General features: G+C 68.5%; 17 protein-coding genes and 3 pseudogenes. 12 read left to right on the top strand and 8 right to left on the bottom strand.

Annotated elements, in window-relative coordinates:
* Positions 1-135: 135 nt before the first annotated feature.
* Positions 136-1,539 (bottom strand): helix-turn-helix domain-containing protein, encoded by a 1,404-nt coding sequence (locus BS329_RS40265; RefSeq protein WP_076168703.1) that lies wholly within the window; start codon positions 1,537-1,539, stop codon positions 136-138.
* 184 nt (positions 1,540-1,723) lie between these two features.
* Here BS329_RS40265 and BS329_RS42240 point away from each other — a divergent pair, with 184 nt between their 5' ends.
* The 9 genes from BS329_RS42240 (at position 1,724) to BS329_RS40215 (ending at position 9,655) form a co-directional block, all read left to right on the top strand.
* Positions 1,724-4,114 carry an FAD-dependent oxidoreductase gene (locus BS329_RS42240; RefSeq protein ID WP_084750825.1) on the top strand — a complete coding sequence of 797 codons (2,391 nt, stop codon included), beginning with the start codon at positions 1,724-1,726 and terminating at the stop codon, positions 4,112-4,114.
* Positions 4,033-4,287 (top strand): acyl carrier protein, encoded by a 255-nt coding sequence (locus tag BS329_RS40250; protein ID WP_076168701.1) that lies wholly within the window; start codon positions 4,033-4,035, stop codon positions 4,285-4,287. The genes BS329_RS42240 and BS329_RS40250 overlap by 82 nt, the downstream gene beginning before the upstream one ends.
* The gene (locus tag BS329_RS40245; protein ID WP_076168699.1) at positions 4,284-4,883 is read left to right on the top strand and encodes an acyltransferase; all 600 of its coding nucleotides are present in this window, start codon (positions 4,284-4,286) and stop codon (positions 4,881-4,883) included. Before BS329_RS40250 ends, BS329_RS40245 begins: the two co-directional genes overlap by 4 nt.
* Positions 4,884-4,933: 50 nt before the next feature.
* Positions 4,934-5,434: an NUDIX domain-containing protein gene (locus BS329_RS40240; protein WP_076168698.1), complete on the top strand. Its 501-nt coding sequence runs from the start codon at positions 4,934-4,936 to the stop codon at positions 5,432-5,434.
* A gap of 750 nt (positions 5,435-6,184) precedes the next feature.
* Complete coding sequence (locus tag BS329_RS40235) at positions 6,185-6,418, top strand: hypothetical protein (protein ID WP_076168696.1); 234 nt, start codon at positions 6,185-6,187, stop codon at positions 6,416-6,418.
* A 476-nt stretch (positions 6,419-6,894) separates the two neighbouring features.
* Positions 6,895-7,260: an ATP-dependent DNA ligase gene (locus BS329_RS45040; protein ID WP_244197486.1), complete on the top strand. Its 366-nt coding sequence runs from the start codon at positions 6,895-6,897 to the stop codon at positions 7,258-7,260.
* Positions 7,257-7,763 (top strand): ATP dependent DNA ligase, encoded by a 507-nt coding sequence (locus BS329_RS45035; protein ID WP_244197485.1) that lies wholly within the window; start codon positions 7,257-7,259, stop codon positions 7,761-7,763. Before BS329_RS45040 ends, BS329_RS45035 begins: the two co-directional genes overlap by 4 nt.
* 223 nt (positions 7,764-7,986) lie before the next feature.
* On the top strand, positions 7,987-8,208 hold the full coding sequence (locus BS329_RS40225; RefSeq protein ID WP_076168694.1) for a DUF2188 domain-containing protein: 222 nt from the start codon (positions 7,987-7,989) through the stop codon (positions 8,206-8,208).
* Between the two features lie 151 nt (positions 8,209-8,359).
* Positions 8,360-9,655: a pentapeptide repeat-containing protein gene (locus BS329_RS40215; RefSeq protein ID WP_084750824.1), complete on the top strand. Its 1,296-nt coding sequence runs from the start codon at positions 8,360-8,362 to the stop codon at positions 9,653-9,655.
* 477 nt (positions 9,656-10,132) lie between these two features.
* On the opposite strand, the gene BS329_RS43695 is transcribed toward BS329_RS40215, so the two are convergent.
* The 3 genes from BS329_RS43695 to BS329_RS45020 are packed head-to-tail and all read right to left on the bottom strand — an operon-like array spanning position 10,133 to position 11,863.
* Positions 10,133-10,309: a hypothetical protein gene (locus BS329_RS43695; protein WP_158075888.1), complete on the bottom strand. Its 177-nt coding sequence runs from the start codon at positions 10,307-10,309 to the stop codon at positions 10,133-10,135.
* A 31-nt stretch (positions 10,310-10,340) separates the two neighbouring features.
* Positions 10,341-11,366 carry an RHS repeat-associated core domain-containing protein gene (locus BS329_RS45345; protein ID WP_279628258.1) on the bottom strand — a complete coding sequence of 342 codons (1,026 nt, stop codon included), beginning with the start codon at positions 11,364-11,366 and terminating at the stop codon, positions 10,341-10,343.
* Complete coding sequence (locus BS329_RS45020) at positions 11,276-11,863, bottom strand: hypothetical protein (RefSeq protein ID WP_076168686.1); 588 nt, start codon at positions 11,861-11,863, stop codon at positions 11,276-11,278. Before BS329_RS45020 ends, BS329_RS45345 begins: the two co-directional genes overlap by 91 nt.
* A 129-nt stretch (positions 11,864-11,992) precedes the next feature.
* Between BS329_RS45020 and BS329_RS40200 the strand changes: the two genes are divergently transcribed.
* Both BS329_RS40200 and ligD read left to right on the top strand, forming a co-directional pair.
* A complete protein-coding gene (locus BS329_RS40200) occupies positions 11,993-12,343 on the top strand; it encodes a tyrosine-type recombinase/integrase (protein ID WP_208619371.1) in 351 nt (116 codons plus the stop codon).
* Between the two features lie 213 nt (positions 12,344-12,556).
* Positions 12,557-14,515 (top strand): annotated as a pseudogene (gene ligD, locus BS329_RS40195) (DNA ligase D); the annotation flags it as partial.
* Between the two features lie 612 nt (positions 14,516-15,127).
* On the opposite strand, the gene BS329_RS40190 reads toward ligD, so the two are convergent.
* Positions 15,128-16,312, bottom strand: coding sequence for a hypothetical protein (locus BS329_RS40190; protein ID WP_076168682.1), 1,185 nt, complete (start codon positions 16,310-16,312; stop codon positions 15,128-15,130).
* 159 nt (positions 16,313-16,471) lie between these two features.
* On the opposite strand from BS329_RS40190, the gene BS329_RS45015 reads away from it, so the two are divergent.
* Positions 16,472-16,696, top strand: a complete 225-nt coding sequence (locus BS329_RS45015) for a hypothetical protein (RefSeq protein ID WP_244197484.1) — start codon at positions 16,472-16,474, stop codon at positions 16,694-16,696.
* Positions 16,697-16,881: 185 nt separating this feature from the next.
* Here the strand turns inward: BS329_RS45015 and BS329_RS40180 are convergent.
* The 3 genes and pseudogenes from BS329_RS40180 to BS329_RS45010 form a co-directional block, all read right to left on the bottom strand.
* Positions 16,882-17,206 (bottom strand): annotated as a pseudogene (locus tag BS329_RS40180) (M15 family metallopeptidase); the annotation flags it as partial.
* A gap of 2 nt (positions 17,207-17,208) precedes the next feature.
* Positions 17,209-18,243, bottom strand: a complete 1,035-nt coding sequence (vanA, locus tag BS329_RS40175) for a D-alanine--(R)-lactate ligase (protein ID WP_076168680.1) — start codon at positions 18,241-18,243, stop codon at positions 17,209-17,211.
* A gap of 91 nt (positions 18,244-18,334) precedes the next feature.
* Positions 18,335-19,055: pseudogene (locus BS329_RS45010) on the bottom strand (transposase); the annotation flags it as partial.
* Positions 19,056-19,122: the final 67 nt, after the last annotated feature.

Raw genomic sequence — 19,122 nt, 5'->3', positions numbered from 1 at the left:
GCGAGTCCTTTCTCATCTTGGGACTTCTCCGTGCAGTGAAGCAGCGCCAGGCGAACATTCCAGAGCCACGACGTCGCCGAGATTCACGGTTGCGCGACACCGTGCTGTGCTTGCCGAGAGCGATGGCCTCCTACGTCAGAGCCCTGCGTGGGTTGCCAGCGCGGGAAGCGCGGCGGGTGTGCGGCCTGGAGTGTCGAGCATGGTGGTGATCAGTTCTCGGACCGAGGGCCGCTGAAGTTCTTGTGGTGCGCAGGCGTGGGCCATGGTGAGTGCGCTGCTGGCGTGGTCGAGGTTGCCGTGGTCTTTCCATGCTCGCGCGCCGTCCACATAGGACCGTGCCCGGCGTTCGGCGGTTGGCAGGCGGGCGGGAACGACGGAGGTGAAGTAGTTCAGGGCCGTGGCCGTGTCGCCCAGGGCGTGGTGCACGCCGATGCGGTAGACCGCGACGGTGGTCTCGCTGAACTGGGCGTTGCCGGTGCCGTCGGCGGTGCCGGGCAGCCTGCGGGCGGCGTCCTCGGCTTCCTCGAGGAGGCCGATGGCCTGGGCGGTGTTGCCGTTCTGGGCGGCGGAGTAGCTCGCGGTGCACAGCAGCGACCCGTAGGTCGCCAGCAGCGGTGCGTGCGGATCACCGTGGACGGCGCCGAGGTCGAGCGCGGTTTTGGTGAGCATGGTGATCGCGCCGTTTAGCCCGGCCTCCCGGTCGATGCGTTCCGGGGCGGCGAGGGCGTGGCGGCGCATCGAGATGGCCATGGCCCGGGAGCTGGCCGCGATCGCGAGCGGGTCACCGCTGGCTTCGGCGGCGGTGTGGGATCGGTCCGCGGTGACCCGGGCGACGGTGTCGCGGTGCCGCTTGGTGGCCAGCTCGGATCCGAGCAGGTAGGCGCGGGCCAGCGCGGCGGACAGGCGCTCCCGTAGCTGGCCGGTGGCGGCGTCGCGGCTGGCGTGCGCGGTGGCGATCAGCTGGGGAAGCGCGTGGGTGAGCTCGCTGTACTCGCAGCGCTGAAATGCCTGCTGCGCCCGCTGCAGCGCCTGGTGCAGCGTGACCAGCGGCACCGGCGCCGCCGGGACCTGCGAGCGCGCGAGCAGCAGCGATTCCAGCGATTCCTCGGTGGTCGCCGCGCGTGCGGTGCCGGGTAGCGCCCCGGTGAGGGTGAAGCCGACCAGTCCCGCGAGAACCTGTCGTCGCCGCATCGCCTCGTCACCGCCTTGTCCGCTGCCGGAGGTAGTTGCGCCGACAGTAACCGGCCGGGCACGGTCGTGCGTCCCGGGCGCGCCGGTCTCGGCGGGCGCGAGTCCGAACAGGTGCGGCGGGATAGCCAGGACGTCGGACAGGGTGCGCAGGTAGCGCACGTCGATGAGCTTGCGCTGCCCAGTCTCCATCCTCGACAGGGTGCTCACCGAGAGGTGACATTGGGCCGCGACCTGCTCCAACGTCCACTGGCGGGCACTACGGACGGCACGCACGAGCGGTCCGTAGCGACCCTCGGCGGCCGCGCGCAGGATCTCGGGTGACGTCCAGAACGGGTGCAGAGCGTCCATCGCAACCTCCTCACCCATCGTCCCCCACCCGGCACCCTGAGCAACAGTCTGAGGCGGTGTTCCGCTTTTTGACAGTTCCGCAAAGTCGTTGCCGATCACGCAACCACCTCTGCCGTGCCGGCGGGTCACCGGCGTTTCCTGACCTCTCCCGCTCCGATCGAGCACCTGTTCAAGGGAGACCGTCGTGACACATCCCCGGCACCTCGTTCCCGTCGCCGCGAGCCTGGCCACCGCGCTGGCCGAGAACGACCTGAGCATGGACGGCCACACCTGGGCCGCGCCGCAGGTGAAGGTCGCGCGCGCCGCCCTGCGCACTGCCGGGGCCGCGCTGGTGCACGCGCTCGCCGACCGCCTCGACAGGGAGGGCTGGGTGATCGCGGCGTTCCCGGCGGAGCTGTCGGACGAATCCCTCCGCCGCCCGGCCGCCGGGATGCTGGCTGGAGTCGGGGTGCCGTTCTTCTCCATCGACGGCGGCCGCGGACTGTGGCTGGACGGGGTATCCGCGCCAGAACGTGACCCGCGCAGCTTCAGCGGGCTCGGCGCGCAGGCCCTGCACATCGACGCGCCGAACGTGACCGCTCCCCCGGACTACACGAGCCTGCTGATGCTGCGCCCGGACCCGGCCGGGGGCGGGCGCTCGCTGATCGCCGATCTGCGCGCGTCCGCGGTGCTGCTCGCCGACGGCGACCGCGAGGTCCTCCGGCAGCCGGTGTTCGTCGAAGGGTGCGCCGAGCGGCTGTCCGGAGTCGGCCAGCCGCTGCTGCCGTTCCCCGTCCTCGAGGACGGCCCGCCGGGGACGACGTGGATCCGCTGGGCCGGGAAACTGCTGACCGACGACCGCAACACCCGCTACTTCCCGGTTCTGGAGCGTTTCGCGTCACTGCTGCAGGTCACCACGCAGCAGGTGATACTGCGACGCGGGCAGCTGCTGATCGCCGATCAGTGCCGCGTCGCACACGGCCGCACCGCCCTGGGCCCGCAGCACACGGTCGCACCGTCAGCACGGCGGCTGCTGCCAGGCCAAGGCCCGGTTCGACGCCGGAGCACCGGTACACCAGGTCCTGCGGCTGCGGAGCGCGGCATGACCGGCCACACCGTCGACGTCACCGTGGTCGGCACCGGCGTGATCGGGCTCGCCGCCGCGCACACCCTGCTGGGCCGCGGGCTCACCGTCGCCCTGATCGGACCGTCCCCGATGGCCGCGCCCGGCCAGGCCAGCGCGGCGGCGGGAGCGATGCTGTCGCCGTTCTCCGAGGTCGACGCCGCCCAGGCGGCCGAGCGGGTCGAGCTGGAAGTCGGCCAGCGGCTACGCAGCCTCGCCCGGTACCCGTCATGGCTCGCCGGGCTCGCCGACGCGGCCGCACAGCCACCGGTCCCGCTCGCCGAGGGCACCTGGGTCGTGGCCACCGACGCCGAACGCGCCGACCTGGCCGCGATCGCGCGGGCCGCGCACTCGGCAAGCCACCCGGCGGAACTGCATCACGGCACCGACGTCGACGGCCTCCGGCCCGAGACCGCGGCGACCGCCGCGCTGTGGCTGCCGACCGAACCGAGCCTCGACATCACCTGCCTCCTGCGCACGCTGGAGGCGGCCGTCACCAGGCACCGCGCCGCCCGCTGGATCCGCTCGACGGCGACCAGCGTGCAGGTCGGCCGCGCGGCGGTCCGGCTACGGTGCGCGGACGGCGTCGTCGTGGACTGTGGCCGGGTCGTGCTGGCCGCCGGCGCCGGGATCCCGGTACTGCTGGGCGAGCGGGCCCGCGACCTGGGCATCCCACCCGTGCTGGCCGGGCGCGGCGTCAGCCTGGTGCTGGACACCCCGGTCGCGACCCCGCACACCATCCGCACCCCGAACGCCGCCTTCGCCTGCGGAACCCACCTCGTCCCGCGCGGAGACGGGACGGTCTACCTCGGCGCGACCAACCGGCTCACCCTCGCCCCCCGGCTCGACGCCGCGGCGACGCTGGACGAGGTCGCCGTGCTGATCGGCGACGCCACCCGGGTCATCGAGCACCGGCTCGCCGCGGCGGAACTGCGGCGCGTCCAGGTCGGGTACCGGCCCTACACCCTCGACCACCTGCCGCTGGCCGGACCGACCGCCGACCCGCGCATCCTGCTGTGCACCGCGACCTACCGCAGCGGTGTCCTGCTCGCCCCGCTGATGGCCGACCTCGTCGCCGACGAGATCACCGAACCCGGCTCCTTGGCCTGCCACCCCTACCGCGCCGACCGCCCGATGCCCGCGCCAACGCTGACCGACCTGCTGACCCCGGCCGCGCTGCGTGGGCTCGCCGACCACCTCACCGCACCCGGCACCCGGTCCAGCGGTCCCGCAGCGCGGCAGCTGGCGGCACTGCTGGCCGCCACGCTCCCCGCCGCCCTGACCGCCGACGACCCGCTCGGGACAGCCATGACCCGGCTGTTCACCCGCGCCCCGGTCGCCGAGCTGCTGCCGTCCCTGCTCACCCTCGTCGAACGCCTGGAGACCCGCCCATGCCCGAGCACAACGTCGATCCCGACACCACGGTATTCGTCGCCGCGGCCAGTGTCCGGGGCCGCCGCCCCGGCGACCTGACCCGCGAACACCGGCTCGATCAACTCGACTTCGACTCACTCGACCGCATCGCGCTCGCCGTCGCCCTCGAGCAGTCGACCCACCGGAGCGTCCCGGACCTGGTGCTGTCCACCGCCGGAACGCTCGGCGACCTGATCGATCACCTCGCCACCGATCCGGAAGGCACACCATGACCACCACCACCCAGCCGCACATCGCGCCCACCGCCCACATCGCGCCCGACGCGCGGATCGGCGACGGCACCCGCGTGTGGCACCAGGCGCAAGTCGCCGCCGACGTCGAGATCGGTACCGGCGCCACCCTGGGCACCGGCTGCTACATCGGCTCTGGCGCGCGGATCGGCGACAACGTCAAAATCGGCAACCACGCCGACCTGTTCGGCGCATGCCTGGAAGACGACGTGATGATCAGTCCGCAGGTCGTGCTCACCGAAGACCGCACACCACGAGCGACCCGCCCGGACGGACTCCGCCAAGGACCCTGCGACTGGACCTCGAACCCTGTCACCGTGCGCCGCGGCGCCACCCTCGGCGCCGGCGCCCGCGTCGCTCCCGGCGTCGAGATCGGCCCCTACGCACTGGTCGGAATCGGCGCGGTCGTCCTGGGCGACGTTCCCCCGCACGCCCTGGTCCTGGGCAACCCCGCCCGCGCGTGCGGCTGGGTCTGCCGCTGCGCGCACACCCTCGACAGCCGGCTGCGATGCCCGGCCTGCGACCGGGCCTACGAACTGACCACTGACCTGTTGACCGAACGACCGTCCGCTCCCTGATCCGACGCCGGTCGTCGGCCGACTCGGCCGGGTCGGTAGCGTCGCCGCGCATGACCCAGGTACGGCTACCGCCCGCCGAGTACTACGCCACGCTGCCCAAGCAGATCGCGAGCGCGGGCGTCATCTTCCGCGACGCCCAGGGACGTGTGCTGCTTGTCGAGCCCACTTACGGCGCCGAGACGTGGGAGGTCCCCGGCGGTGGGCTCAACCTCGGCGAGTCCCCGTACGCCGCTGCGCGTCGCGAGGTCAAGGAAGAGCTTGGGCTCGACCTCCCGCCCGGCCGGCTGCTCGTCGTCGACTGGATCCCGCCGCAGCCCGACGGCCGTCCCGCCCTGACGAACAACCTGTTCGACGGCGGCATACTCGACGAGGCGCAGATCGCGACGCTGCGGCTGGACGACGGCGAGCTAAAACGCTCGACCTTCGCCACCCGCGACGAGAGCGCCGACCTGATGCGGCCCCACATGGCACGCCGCATCGGCGCCTGCTTCGACGCCCTGGCCACCGGCCGGACCCTGTACCTGGAGGACGGGTTCGATCCAATCGCGTGACCCGGACACCCTCTCCCGGCGCCAACGAGAGCCATAGTCCTTTATGGATTCGTTGCTCCGGGCACAGTGTCGGTGGCTCTAGCCGCTACCGGATGATCGGATCGGACTCGCTACCGCGGGAGCCCCTGCGACCCACTGCAGGCCCCGACGGCACATCGCGATCAGTCGCGGACACCGGCGGGATACGTTTTCTGCGGATCTGGTAGCTTCCACTCTCGCGGGTGTTTTCGAGGCCCAGCGATGATGTGCCACAGGTCGTTCCCGGCTGTGGCGCCGAGCCGAAGCCGGCCCACAGGGCAGCACGAACCACTGACGTTCATCGCGTGACGCAGCTTCGTTGCCCGCCTGAGCCTGACGTCGGTCGCTGCCGGGATGACCGCACGGTCAGGAGAACGCGGATCCGGTCTGGTGGGATCTGCCCGCGCCGGTAGGTGTGGAGATCCGGCGCTACATGGCCGGCGATGAGGCCTAGAACCGTGGGCGCTTCAACACCCGGTCGAGAACTCTGCTCCGCCGGATCGGCCTGCTGCGCGGGCATCACCCGCGCGCGATCGCTGTCGACACCGGCGCCGTCGGACCCGTGTTCGACACGTCGGGCTGGCCTGTTCCTCGTCCCGGCCTGCTCGGGTACGACTGGACGCCGAGAACGAGCGCGCGGGCACCGGTTCCGGGCAGATCGTCTGGCTGCCGGCCACCGAGTTCAGTGATCTGTACCGGCCCGAACTGGTCGCACTCCGATCGCGCTCCACTGTGGACCAGTATTCGTCCGACGACGAGTTGTTCGAGCGCTACATGGTCGAGCGCTACATGCCCGAGCGCTTCTCCCCCGACGTTAACCGTGGCCCCGGCGCCGGTTCACGCTGGACGGTGTCTGATAACGGGTGCCGGAATTTCGAGCACCGTCATTTCCTGATCGGTTCCTCGTTGCCGCTTGGAGAAATCGGGTGCTGGGACGGCATTCGCGGCGCCCGGCCATGGTTATGACCGCCACGGCCGCGGCCACGCTGATCAGGTCGGGGTAGCGAGCGCGGTCGATGTCGGCCCGCCACGCGGCCAGTAGCTGCTCGACCGGGTCCTGCTGATCCATTCCCACTGAGACCTCACTTCCCATGTTCGTGCTTGTGCGTAGGTCGTGGAGAACCCTCGCCGCGTTACCCCCGAGCCTCTAGGTGCACCGTCCGCATGACAGAGCGCTTTTCGCCGATCGCTCCAGGTCATGGGCTGTCAGTTGTGGACGGTCGGCAGGCGAAGCGTGGCTGTTCGGGGGACGATGGGGCCGGCGGCGGGTGCGCCTCGGCGCGGAGCGACGGGAGGTGCGGGGATGGCTGGCACGCCACGCCGCGACAACTCGCGGGTTCCCGGCTGGATCGAGCCGATGCTGGCCATATCGGACCGCGGGCGGTTCCGGCAGGGCCCGGAGTGGGCCTACGAGTACAGAGATCGATGGCTACCGCGCGGTGATGCGGGTCGCCGGGGACGGCACGACGATGCTGACCAGCCGTAACGGTAACGACTTCACCGCCCGTTTCCCGGAACTGGGAGGCGTGCTCACCGAGACGCTCGGCGGGCAGCGGGCGGTACTGGACGGTGAGATCGTCGCGCTCGACGAGCACGGACGGCCGGACTTCGGGCTCCTGCAGAACTACGCTGGTGGTGTCGCTGTGGCGTACTTCGTGTTCGATGTCGTCGTCCTTGGCGACGAACGGCTGCTCGACGAGCCGTATGAGGAGCGCCGGAAAGTTCTGGAGAAGTTCGAGCCGAGCGAGAAGAACCTCGTCGCGGTCACCCCTCCTACAGCCACGCCGATCTGTCCGGAACCGGAATGAGCCCGGCCGATCTGCTCGGCGTCGCTCGTGACCGCGGCCTCGAAGGCCTGGTCGCGAAGGCGACCCGCTCGAAATACCACCCGGCCCGGCGGTCACCGGAATGGATCAAACACCCGCTGATCCAGACGCTCGAGGTGCTGGTCTGCGGCTGGCGGCCCGGTCAGGGCAACCGGGAAGGCCGCATCGGCGCGCTGCTGCTCGGTGCCCACGACCACGACGGCCGCCTGGTCTACATCGGTGACGTCGGGACCGGCTTCAGCCACGCCGCCCTCGAGGACCTGGCGACGCGACTCGGGCCGCTGGAACGGAAAACGAGTCCGTTTCCCGCCGGCGACGTCCCGCGTGACCGCGCGCGGAACGCCCGCTGGGTGACCCCGAAATTGGTCGGCGAAGTCGTCTACCGCCAGTTCACCCCACGCGAGCACCGGCTCCGCCACACCGCCTGGCGCGGATGGCGCCCCGACAAGAACCCCGCCGAGGTCCAGGTCCCCGGACCCTCGTAAACCATGACGTCGCGAACCGCCGGACACGCACGACCCGTGAAACGGGGAGAGGGAACAGCGTGCCCGGCGGCCGGCTACACGGGGCGAGGACCGGACCGGGGCAGCGGATCCAGTAGACACCGCCCGGTTCGTCCCGGCGACAGCCGAGTGAGCGACGTTCGACCGTGTGCCGCCCGGGGTATCCCAGAGCTGTTCGTGACGTCGCGTGGAGAGGAGCGCCGCGGTGCAGGGCGACATCGAGACCTATTTCGAAGACGGCCAGTGGAAGAACAAGGTCGAGGGCAGCACCCGCGCGGCCAGTACTCATCACACGAAGATCGAAGCGGTCGAGACGGGCCGGGAGATGGCGCGGGAACGGAAAGTCGAGCACATCATCAAGAACAAGGACGGCCAGATCGGCCAGCGCAACACCTACGGCCACGACCCCCGCGACATCCCCGGCTGACCAACTTCCACCACGGCCCAAGATCAAGAGACACCTATGCCCACATGACGCCTGACACTCGCCAGCCACCCGCCGTCACTCGCGGGCAGGCGAGCGGCCCGGCGCGCCGGGCTCTGCAACATCCAGGCAGGTTTCCGCGACGATCCAGGTCATGACCGACGACACGCGGCCCGCGCCCAGCAGCACCCGGGTAACCACGACGAGAAACCGGCTGCGGGAGCTTACGCCGGCCGCGATGTGGACGACCGCCGTCGTGATCACGATTCTCACCGCGGGCGCGGTGATCGCGCTGTGGTGGCCGGCCACAGCTGGGCTCACCGGCGCGGACCTGGTCAAGGCACGGCTGGACGCGTTGAAGATCGGGCTCAGCATCGGCGTTGGCGGTGGCGGCGTGGTCGCGCTCTACCTCGCCTGGCGCCGCCAGCACTCCACCGAAGCTGACCTCGACAACCGCGAACGCACTCTCGCCCACCAACAGGCCGTCGCCGCCACTGCCCAGGCACACCAGGAACGCGTTGCCGACGACGCCCGCGCCGACGCCATCGAACGCCGGATCACCGAGCTGTACCTCAAGGCTGTTGAACAACTCGGATCCGACAAAGCCCCGGTCCGCCTCGGCGGGTTCTACGCCCTCGAACGGCTCGCCCAAGACAACGAAACCCAGCGCCAGACCATCGCCAACGTTCTCTGCGCCTACCTCCGCATGCCCTACGTCCCCCCGGTCGAACAGGACCGAAAGGACGACGGCACCGAACACAGCGAGGTCTACCGTGAGCGCGCACAGGAACGCGAAGTTCGACTCACCGCCCAGCGACTTCTCAGCGACCATCTCGCTCCCGATCGCGGCGACGTCTACTGGGGCGAACTCGACCTCGACCTCACTGGCGCCCAGCTCATCAACTTCACCTTGACCCACGTCCGAATCGGAACAGGCACCTTTCACAAAGCCACGTTCATAGGTGATGCCGAGTTCCTGAAGGCGACCTTCGTCGGCGATGCCGAGTTCGCTGGAGCGACCTTCATCGGCGATGCCGGTTTCAGCAAGGCGGCCTTCACCAGCGGCGCCCAATTCGGTCAAGCGACCTTCACCAAGATCGCCGAGTTCCACAAGGCGACCTTCAACGGCACCGTCAGCTTCATGGGGACGACCTTCGCCAGCCCCACTCTATTTACGCAGGCGGCTTTCGCCAGATCCGTCTACTTCGACGGGGCGACCTTCACCAGCGGCGCAAACTTCGCTGCGGTGGTTTCCAATGACGAAGTCAGCTTCAACAGGGTGACCTTCATCGGCTACGCCATTTTCACGGAGGCGGCCTTCACCAGCGCTCGGTTCGCTGGAGTCGCCTTCAACGGCGGAGTCGAATGCGACCGGGCAACGGTGGATGACAGGCCTTTGGCCAACCCGCTGCCTCCCCACAATCGCAATGACTCAGGCGAGGCCGGCTGACATCACGTGTTCGGAAAACGATCGATGACCGAACACGAACACCCAGCAGGAACGGCGAGACGTTCCGCCAGGTCGCGATGTTCGGAAACCCGCACGTTTAGTGCCAGGTTCGATCCAGGTTCACGAACGCGTTTCCGAACGAATCAAGGCCAAGATAAACACGAAGAAGAGCGACCACGATGACGTGGCCGCCGAGACAGCACGGCTGCGCGATGCTCGCGGGCAAGGGCTTGACGCCCCGATCAGGTCGGGGCACTCATGCGCGACGAGGTCCAGTCGGTCCTGGCCGACGCCGTTCGGCGAGTCGGCCGCGCCGATCTCGGGCCAGGTGGCGCGGCCCCGGTGTCCGCCGCCCAGTCTGGACTGGCCGGATTCAGCTTGGTGGACTTGGGATGTGGGTCAAGCGAACGGTGGCCCTTCCGTTCATGCGGAAGGGCCACCGTTCGTGTCCAGAAGGGAGAAGTGCCCCCGTTGGTGCTACCGCTGTTCTTGCCCGCTGCGCTTCAGGGAGAAGTCGGAGTAGGCGAACAGTAAGGCGAGAATCACGGCCAGCGCGATGGTGAGTGTGGTTGGCCAGATGACTGCCAGCACGACGAGAGTGATGAGCAAAATTCCCGATATGCCCAGGAAAACCATGCTCACGGCTTTGCTCATCGGTGTGTGTTCCTCCTTGTCGTCGGTGATGTCACTTCCCGCAGGCAAGCGCTGCATTGCTGATGGCAGTCACGGTCGCGACTGTTGAGCCCACCGCCAGTCCGGCTGTGACGCCGCCGGTGGCGGCGCTGGCGACGTACGTGGCGGTGGTTCCCAGCAGACCGATGATGGAAGTGACGCCAGCATTGACGCATCCTTTAGACACCGCGCCGGTGGGGTCGCTGTTGTTGATGGGGTCGCCTTGGGCGTAGGCGTAGTCGTGGGGTTCCTGACCGGTGGGGTCGGGTTGGGTGAAGCGGCTGTAGGCGGGGTTGTAGTGGCGGTATCCGGTCAGGGAAATTCCGGAGGCGAGCTGGTAGGTGCCGATCCAGCGGACCCGGTTGGCTTCGGCTCCAGAGCCGAGGAGGTTGGTGGCTGTGGTGGTGCCGTAGGGGGTGTAGTCGTAGCGGGCGGTCAGCTGGCCGGTGTCGTTGACCAGGGCCAGGACGCTGCCCTGGGAGTCCACGATCGCGTTGTGGTGCTTGCCGGTGGTGTCGGTGACGGCGGTCAGTTTTCCGTCGGTGTCGTGGGTGTAGGTGGTGGTGGCGCCGTTGACGACGGTGCGGGAGACGCCGATGGCGGTGCGGGTGAAGGCGTGGCGGGTGGTGGTGCCGCCGGTTGTTTCGGTGATGGTGTCGGGCTGGGTCTGGTCGAGGGTGTCGTAGGAGGCGGTGAACAGGGTGTCGGTGCCTGAGGTGATCGAGGTGAGCTGGTTGGTGGTGCTGTAGCGGGCCTGTCCGCCGGGGGTGGTGGTCGAGAGGTTGCCGGCGCCGTCGTAGGTGGCGGTGGCGGTGTCGACCTTGGTCATCTGGTTGGCGGTGTTGGCGGTGTAGGTGCGTCCGTCGCCGGAGGTGAGGTTTCCGGCCAGGTCGTAGGCGTAGCTGCGGGTGCCGGTTTTGGTGAGCCTGCCGAATCCGTCGTAGGTGTTCACGGCAGTGCCTGCGGAGTCGGTACGGGCCTGGATCTGGCCGGTGTCGGTGCCGTCAGCACGGGTGTAGCGGTAGCTGCTGGAGAACACCACGCCACCACCAGGGTTCTTGACGGCGATGGCTTTCTGCCGCCCGCTGGCGTCGACCTCGATGGTCTGCGTGCTGCCGCCGGGCAGGGACGCCGAGGTGCGGTTGCCGGCGTTACGTCGGCGCCGAGACCGTCGGCGCGCACGGTTTTGACGTTGCCGTTGCTGTCGTAAGACTTGGTGACCTTGGTACCGGAGAAGTCCGACACCTGGGTGGGCAGATGCGGGTGCGCGGTGTCGGTGTAGCCCACTGACGCGGTCGCGCTGGTGGGGAGCTTGCCGCCCTTGAGGTTGTTGAGTGTGTCGTAGTCGTAGGTCACCGAGTTGTTCATGCCGTCGGTCACGCTCGCGACATCACCGTTCGCCGACCACGACTGGGCCCGGGTGTGGCCGAGGGCGTCGGTGGCCTTGGTCTGGCGCTGCTTGTCGTCGATGGTGTAGGTGCTCTGGTGACGGTTGGGGTCGGTGACCGTGGTGGTCGTGTCGCCGTAGGCGTTCAAGACCGCCTACATCTGCGGCGCGCGCGGCCAAGGTCTGCGGGCTCTACGTCGAGGACTTCGACCTGCGCCTGAACGACGAACACGTCCAGATCCACGGCTAGTGCGGCATTGTCCGCACCGTGCTGCTCGATGACCGCGGCTATGTCGCGTCGGTCAGGCTCTACCTCACCCGATCCGGGTACACCTCCGGATCGATGTTCCGCGCCAGCATCAACGGCTCCGGCAGCCCCACTGTCCTACGACGCCGCTCACCACCGCTGGAACGGCTACTGCACCGCCGCCGGGCTCGACCTCGACATCCACCAGCTGCGCCACACCCACGCCACCGAACTCATCAATTCCGGCGTCTCCATCGAAGTCGTCCGCCGGCGACTCGGCCACGCCTCCACCGAAACCACCCAGATCTACACCCTGCTCGCCGACAAGGTCGCCGACGACGAGATTCGCGCCGCCCGCCGCCGTCAGGTGCTATCCCGTTAAATATCCGCGAGATATGTCCGGGAACCCCATGGAGCGGACAGCGACGGGGCGCGGAACGATCAGACCCGCGCCCGCGTAGTGGTTCAGCCAGGTTCCAGCAGCCCTGCAGACCCTCGTTAGCTTCAGCCGCCGCCCGCGAGTTGGCCCAAGAGTGAGTTGATGACCAGCATTGCGTCGCTCGTCAACCAACAGTCCAAACCGTGTACAGAATGGGACGGATATCGATGCGCGATGCAAATCGCACCCGACGGCACAACCCGGCTGACCAGCCGCAACGGCAACGACTTCACCGCCGAGTTCGCCGAGCTCGCCGGCGTCCTGGCCCCCGCCCTGGACGGTCGGGCCGCGGTGCTGGACGGGGAAATCGTCGTCTACAACGAAGCCGGGCAGCCAGAGTTCGGAATGCTGCAGGAACGCTGCGGCCGCTATCAAACTCATAGGGCCTCCCTGCGCCGTGACGAGCCGTTCACCGACCTGTCGGTGCGGTTCTTGGCGTTCGACCTGCTCCAGCTTGGGGAGGAGTCGCTGCTGCGGGCGCCGTATGACGAGCGTCGTGAGCGGTTGCTGGCGGTGCCGATGCCGGACCCGTACCGGGTCGCGGTCGTGCGCGCGTTCACGTTCATCGAGCTCGACGCCGACCGCCGGACCACCGCCGATCTGCTCGCCCACGTCACGGCGGCGGGTCACGAGGGCCTCGTCGCGAAGCACCGCCGGGCGCCCTACACCCCCGGCAAGCGCACCGACGCGTGGCTGAAGCATCCACTCACGCAGGCGAACGAAGTGATCATCTGTGGCTGGCGGCCTGGTCAGGGGCGCTTCACCGGCACCGTGGGCGGCCTGCTGCTCGGCGCGCATGACCCCGGCAGCGGGAAGCTTCGGTATATCGGTGATGTGGGCACCGGTTTCAGCGACGCCGAACGCTCCCGCCTCCACGCTCGTCTCGAGGAGCTGCACCGGCCGGAGCCCCCGTTCGCGGACGATCCACCGTGCGCGGACGTCGCTCGTGCTCGCTGGGTGGAGCCGGTGCTGGTCGGCGAAGTCGAGTTCCGGCAGGTCACCCGCGGCAGCGGACGCCTGCGCCACACCGCCTGGCGAGGCCTGCGGGCGGACAAAACACCCGGCGAGGTCCTCGCGCCCCGGCCGGACCGCGAGCCGGAAACCTCCTCTCCCCCGGACGAGCCTGCTGCGGCGGGCAGTACACGCCCGCACGGTCTGGACGAGCCATCCCGGCCGCTCGGGGCGAAGATCACGGTGCGGGCCGGTGCCCGGCAGCTCACCCTGTCCAACCTGGACAAGCCGCTCTACCCCTCCGGGTTCACCAAGGGCGAGGTCATCCACTACTACTCCCACATCGCCCCCCTCCTACTCCCCCACCTCGCCGGGCGGCCGATCACGGTCATCCGTTTCCCCGACGGCGTCGGCGGCGAGCAGTTCTTCGAGAAGAACGTCCCGCGCGGCGGCCCAGAATGGCTCCCCACCGTGCCGCTGCCGAGTACCAGCGGCCGCAGCCGCCACGGCGAACGCGGCGAACACGGCGAACCGATCGAGTACCCGCTGATCGACGAGCTGGCCGGACTGGTGTGGGCGGCGAACATGGCCGCCCTGGAAATCCACGTCCCCCAGTACACCGTCGACCCCGGGCCTCCCCCGTTGCGGCGGGCGCCGGACCGGCTGGTGTTCGATCTCGACCCCGGCCCCGAGACGTCCATTGTGGACTGCTGCCGTGTCGCCGAACGACTCCAGGATGTACTGGCCGCCGACGGGCTGACCGCGTTCCCGAAAACCTCGGGATCGAAAGGAATGCAGCTCTACTGCTCGATCGACACCGCCGACCCCGCCGCGCCCTCGGCGTATGCGAAACGGCTCGCCCAGCGCCTGGCGCGGGAAACACCCGACCGGGTGATCGCGGTGATGAGCAAGACCCAGCGCATCGGACGGGTGTTGATCGACTGGAGCCAGAACAACATCGCCAAGACCACGATCGCTCCGTACTCGCTGCGCGGCCGCGACCAGCCGACCGTCTCCACCCCGATCGCCTGGGACGCAGTCCATGCCTGCCGGCACCCCGCCCAGCTGGTGTTCACCGCTGACGACGTCCTCGGCCGCGTCGCCGAGCACGGTGACCTCCTCGCCAGCCTCGGCAGCACCCGCGCACCCCTGCCGACCGACTGAGAACGCAAGTGACTGGCGGGCGGGGTGTTGATGTTCGGCCGGTCGTCGTGGCGGGTACCTGCGTCGTGGGGCGACGTTCCGCAGGAGGGTGTCGAGCAGGTCGACCCTCGCCAGTGCAGGGCAGTGTTCGCGTTGCTGGTGTATGAGGTTCGCCGGTGGCCGCGTGCTGCGCCACGAGCAGGTAGCGGCCACCCGGAGCGAAGCGGCGATCGAGCGCCCCGAGTGCCGTGGCCGGGGTAGGTGCCTGGCGCACGGCGTCGGGGGTCACGCCGGGCGGGACGGTGGGCGAGGCGAACGGCGCGAACGCGGGCGGGCGGGCGGATGAGCGACTGGTACCGGCCGACGGTGGTCCAGGTGCCGGTCTCGTAGGGGAGCGCGCGGACGGCGACTTCGATCGGCTGGGCCGGGTAGCCCGCCGGGGTCGCGGCTTCGAAATCGATGACCGCGAACGTCGTCGCCCACAGGACCGGATCTTCCAGGAGGCCGCCCACTGCTCACCTGTTCCTTCGGGGTTCGGGCCGAACCTGCTCCGGGACGTCGGTTCGGGTCAAGTCGCCGCCGTTGGCCGCGTGAGGATCCCGTCTCTCGCCGGTGCGCCGCGGAATGTCAGCCTCAGCGCTGCCACCATCGGCGGCGCGGCCGAGGCGGGTCGACGTCCGGGTCGTCCAGGTGTGCACCCACCTGCGGCCTGGTGTTTCCCGTCGTCGAAGGCACGTGCGGCCGAGATTTCGGTCGGAGCACCGCGGCCCCGTGCTTGGCCAGCGCGGTGACGTTGTGATCCTTAGCGTGCCAGGACTTCACGGGGCCACCGGCGAGTTCTTCGAGCCGGTCGTGCCCGATCCCCCGCCAGACCGGCCCTGCAAATGGGCCGGTGAAGTCGACGAGCTGGATCAGACCGGTGGTGGGCGCGGCGAACCGTCCGGGCGCGTAGAACTGGACCCACGTCACCGAGTCCCAAGCCGCGCCGCCGAGCAGTTCCTCTGCGATCGTCGCGGCGACTTGCTCAACGCAGTTGGTGATCGAGGCGGAGTGGTTGTCGTCCATGTCGCCGATCAGCACTACCGGTTTCGCATTCTCTGGCCGGTACACCCGCACGTGGTAGCGGCCGGTGTTGACTGCTCCGGCGGTCTTGTGCTCCAGCACGACCTCGGTCGCGAGCGTGGGTCCGTCGGCGGGGGTGGCGCCGATGGCGGTGCTGGTGTGCTGCAGCTGCCCGATCGCGTCGGCCAGTTTCGCCAGTTCCGCGGTCGCCTCGCGCAGGAGGTCGACCATGGCCCCGGCAGCCGTGCCGTAGTCCTCGGCGGTTTCAGCCTGGTCGGGCACGATGTGCGGGCCATCGGCGTGGCTGAGCGCGACCAGCGCGCCGCCGCGCAGATCGTCCAGCACGCCGCCGGTGGCGTGCTCGACCATCCCGGCGAGCGCGTCGCAGGCGCGGGAGGTCTCGGCGAGCACGCTGGCGGCGTTGCCCGGCCGGCGCAGGTCGACCTTGTAGGACATGGAGCGGGAGTTGGTGAGCATCTCCAGCCGCGCGGCGGCGTAGCGCAGGTCGTCGCCAGGCTCGACGCTGTGGCCGTGGTGCTCGACCGGCCCGGTCCCGGCGCGGGCTGCCGCGTCGTACTCCAGCAGGTAGCGGAAGTCGTCGCTGGTCAGCTCAGCCAGCTGGACCGTCAGCGGTTCCTGCTCGTCGTAGCGGTCGCGGAGCACCAGATCCACCATCGGGATACCGGTACCGGCCGCGTCGAAGCTGTCGATCCAAGACCGCAGCGCCGCGCTCGCCTCACGCATGTACTCACTCATGGCGATAACAGTAGGAGACGGCACCGACACAAACTGTCGCATAGCTCAGGACTTCGCGGGCGCTCCCAGAAAGCAGGAACGGGCGGAAGGTCCGGCCGCGCCCGCCTTCCCGCCGGGTGAAGCGGCGGTAAGGTGCAAGAGTTGGGCTTGGGAGGACAGGTGGGCGAACCGTTCGGGGATCTGGGCACGGCCTCTGTTGCGGATCTGCTGGCCGGGTATGCCGCGATTCTGCGGGAGTTGCGTAACCGGGGTGTGGTGCGGCCCCGGAACGCGCCCTTGGGTGACTATGCCGAACACCTGGCCCAACGGGTCTATGGCGGCGAGCTGGCTCCGAACTCGGTCAAGTCCTATGACCTGCTCGCTGCTGACCTGCGCCAGATTTAGGTGAAGGCTCGGACCGTGGGCGCGGACACCCGTGCTGGCGCGGTGTTCTCGGCTTGCCGGTCCTTTGACTTCGACGTCGCTGTTCTGATCACCTTCGACAGCGACACCTACGCGCTGCGCCGAGCACGCGAGGTACCCGCTTCTGAGCTGAAGGCGGCTGGTCGGTACTCCGACCACATCAACGGGCCCTTTTCGAACATCACGGAGCTGTCGATGTTCGGGTAGTGTCGTTGCTTCTTGCGACCGTCCTCCGGCTCCTGCGCCCAGCGGACGAAATTGTCCACCGCGCGCTGCGGCCGGTAACCGTCCCAGAGCAGCAGTCCGAAACCTAGCTCGACAGCGTGTTCCTGCGCCTTGTTCAGGGCCGCGCACAGCGCTTTCGTGCCGACAATCCGGTTGGCCGACCACATAGCCGTCCACCGGCTTGCTGGTGGACGGCTATGTGGCGTACTGAGCGTCCCAGCGAATTCCCGGGACCAGCTCGTCAACGAAGGTGAAATTCTCGTGCATGGTCACTTGTCGGCCAGCGCCAACGACACCAGCCGATCGATCACCTCGGTCAGCGAGAAGCCGGCGGCCTTCATCATCCGCGGGTAACGGCTGTAGGAGGTCAACCCCGGCAGGGTGTTCACCTCGTTGAGCACTACACTGCCGTCTTCCTTAACGAACAGGTCCACCCGAGCCAGACCGCGGCAGCCCAGCGCGCGGTAAATGGCCTTCGCGGTTTCCTTCACCAGATCGCGCGACTCGTCGGAGATATCGGCGGGGCAAATGAACGAGGAGTTCTCGGAGCCGGTTTCCGGCGAGGCTTCCTGGTGAATCTTGAAGAATCCGTGCGTGAGCACCACCCGGTCCAGCTCGCCGATCAGCAAATCCGAACCATTACCCAGGATGGAGCTACCGACCTCGCTGCCGACCACTGCTTCCTCGATCAGCACCTTCGCGTCGTATTCCCGGGCAGTGGTCAGCGCTGCGGACAGTTCTTCCTTGCTGGACACCTTGCTGACCCCGAAGGCGGAACCGGACCGGGCCGGCTTCACAAAAACGGGGTAGTTGAGCTGGTCGGGGTCGACATCCGCGTCGGAGTTGACGATCCAGAATTTCGGGGTGGCGATTCCGGCGTTGCTGACCACGGTGTAGGTCAGCGATTTGTCCATACACACTGCGGAACTCGGGATATCGCAGCCGACATAGGGGATGCCAGAAAGTTCCAGCAGGCCTTGCATCGCGCCGTCTTCACCGAACTTGCCATGCAGCACGGGCAGCACGACATCCAGGCCGATCGAGTCGTACTTACCCTCGTCCAGCACCAGCAAGCCGCGGGTGCTCCGGTCCGGCGACACCACGACCGGGCGGCAGTCGCCGCTTTCCCAGTCCCCATTCGGGCCGTCGCAGAGCTTCCACGCGCCGTCGCGGGTGATGCCGATCCAGAACGGTTCGTACTTGGCCGTATCGAGGCTCTTGGCCACCTCACGCGCCGACTTGACGGAGACGAGGTGCTCCTCGCCCGAACCGCCGAACAAGATGCCGAGCTTCAACCTAGCCATGATGCCTCCCATTTTCGAAATTCAGGCAGTTAAGGAGCTTGTTTTCCACAATATCCTGCAGCGCGTGATCGGTGGTCAGCTGGGGTGCAGGCTTGCCCTGGGCGGTGGGATGCTCGGTGATGTCGGTCAGCCACTTCACGTTCGGCGCGGCAGCGGTGAAATCCCGCCGCACCAGGTCGTCGTGCACCGGCGGCCCCGCCTTGCGGGTTGCGGCCTTTCTTCTTGGCGTGTATGGAAAAGATCTGTTGCATGGAGCAGATCCGCCACACCCGGTTCTCCGAGGCGGCGAAGCCACGCTGAGCCAGTTCGTCGGCGATGAACCGGTACCCATCTGCCGGGTCGTCGGCGTGGATGTCGAGCGCGGCATTGATCAGATGGGCGTCATCCCAGTCTCGCTGCGAGACCGGAGCCGGGAGCCATTGGTAGTAGGCCTGCCGGGAGATCCCCAGCACCCCGCACGTCACCGCGGCCGGCACCCTGAGTGGGGCGCCGGCCGCGGCCAGTTCACGGACGAGCGGGAAGGCTATTTTCCCGGCAGGTTGCCCTGCGCGAAATTAGGCGGCAGCTTTCCGCAGAACTTCGTTCTCCTGCTCGAGCAGCCGGTTCCGTTTGCGGAGTTCACGCAGCTCAGCGGACCCATCCGTAGTCACACCGGGCCGCTTGCCGGCCTCGACGTCCGCGGCGCGCATCCAGTTCGCCAGACACGACTCGGAGATCCCGAAGTCCTCGGCGACCTGCTTCAACGGGACCTGGCCCTGCCGGGCGACCGCGACAACATCGTCACGAAACTCACGAGGATAAGGCTTGGGCACGACGACATCCTTCCCAGCAAGGCCGAAGCCTCACAAATCAGGTGTCAACCACACCCTGGGCAGTCCC

Source organism: Amycolatopsis coloradensis (assembly GCF_001953865.1).
In the GTDB taxonomy this organism is placed as follows: domain Bacteria; phylum Actinomycetota; class Actinomycetes; order Mycobacteriales; family Pseudonocardiaceae; genus Amycolatopsis; species Amycolatopsis coloradensis.
This window is presented reverse-complemented; position numbering and strand designations above follow the sequence as displayed.

Excerpts from the sequence above, each read along its gene's own strand:
- BS329_RS43695 (WP_158075888.1), bottom strand. The coding sequence starts at position 10,309 with ATGAGCAAAGCCGTGAGCATGGTTTTCCTGGGCATATCGGGAATTTTG.
- BS329_RS40245 (WP_076168699.1), top strand. The coding sequence starts at position 4,284 with ATGACCACCACCACCCAGCCGCACATCGCGCCCACCGCCCACATCGCG.
- vanA (WP_076168680.1), bottom strand. The coding sequence starts at position 18,243 with ATGGCTAGGTTGAAGCTCGGCATCTTGTTCGGCGGTTCGGGCGAGGAG.
- BS329_RS45040 (WP_244197486.1), top strand. The coding sequence starts at position 6,895 with ATGCGGGTCGCCGGGGACGGCACGACGATGCTGACCAGCCGTAACGGT.
- BS329_RS40265 (WP_076168703.1), bottom strand. The coding sequence starts at position 1,539 with ATGGACGCTCTGCACCCGTTCTGGACGTCACCCGAGATCCTGCGCGCG.
- BS329_RS45035 (WP_244197485.1), top strand. The coding sequence starts at position 7,257 with ATGAGCCCGGCCGATCTGCTCGGCGTCGCTCGTGACCGCGGCCTCGAA.
- BS329_RS40190 (WP_076168682.1), bottom strand. The coding sequence starts at position 16,312 with ATGAGTGAGTACATGCGTGAGGCGAGCGCGGCGCTGCGGTCTTGGATC.
- BS329_RS40215 (WP_084750824.1), top strand. The coding sequence starts at position 8,360 with ATGACCGACGACACGCGGCCCGCGCCCAGCAGCACCCGGGTAACCACG.
- BS329_RS40240 (WP_076168698.1), top strand. The coding sequence starts at position 4,934 with ATGACCCAGGTACGGCTACCGCCCGCCGAGTACTACGCCACGCTGCCC.
- BS329_RS40250 (WP_076168701.1), top strand. The coding sequence starts at position 4,033 with ATGCCCGAGCACAACGTCGATCCCGACACCACGGTATTCGTCGCCGCG.
- BS329_RS40200 (WP_208619371.1), top strand. The coding sequence starts at position 11,993 with ATGACCGCGGCTATGTCGCGTCGGTCAGGCTCTACCTCACCCGATCCG.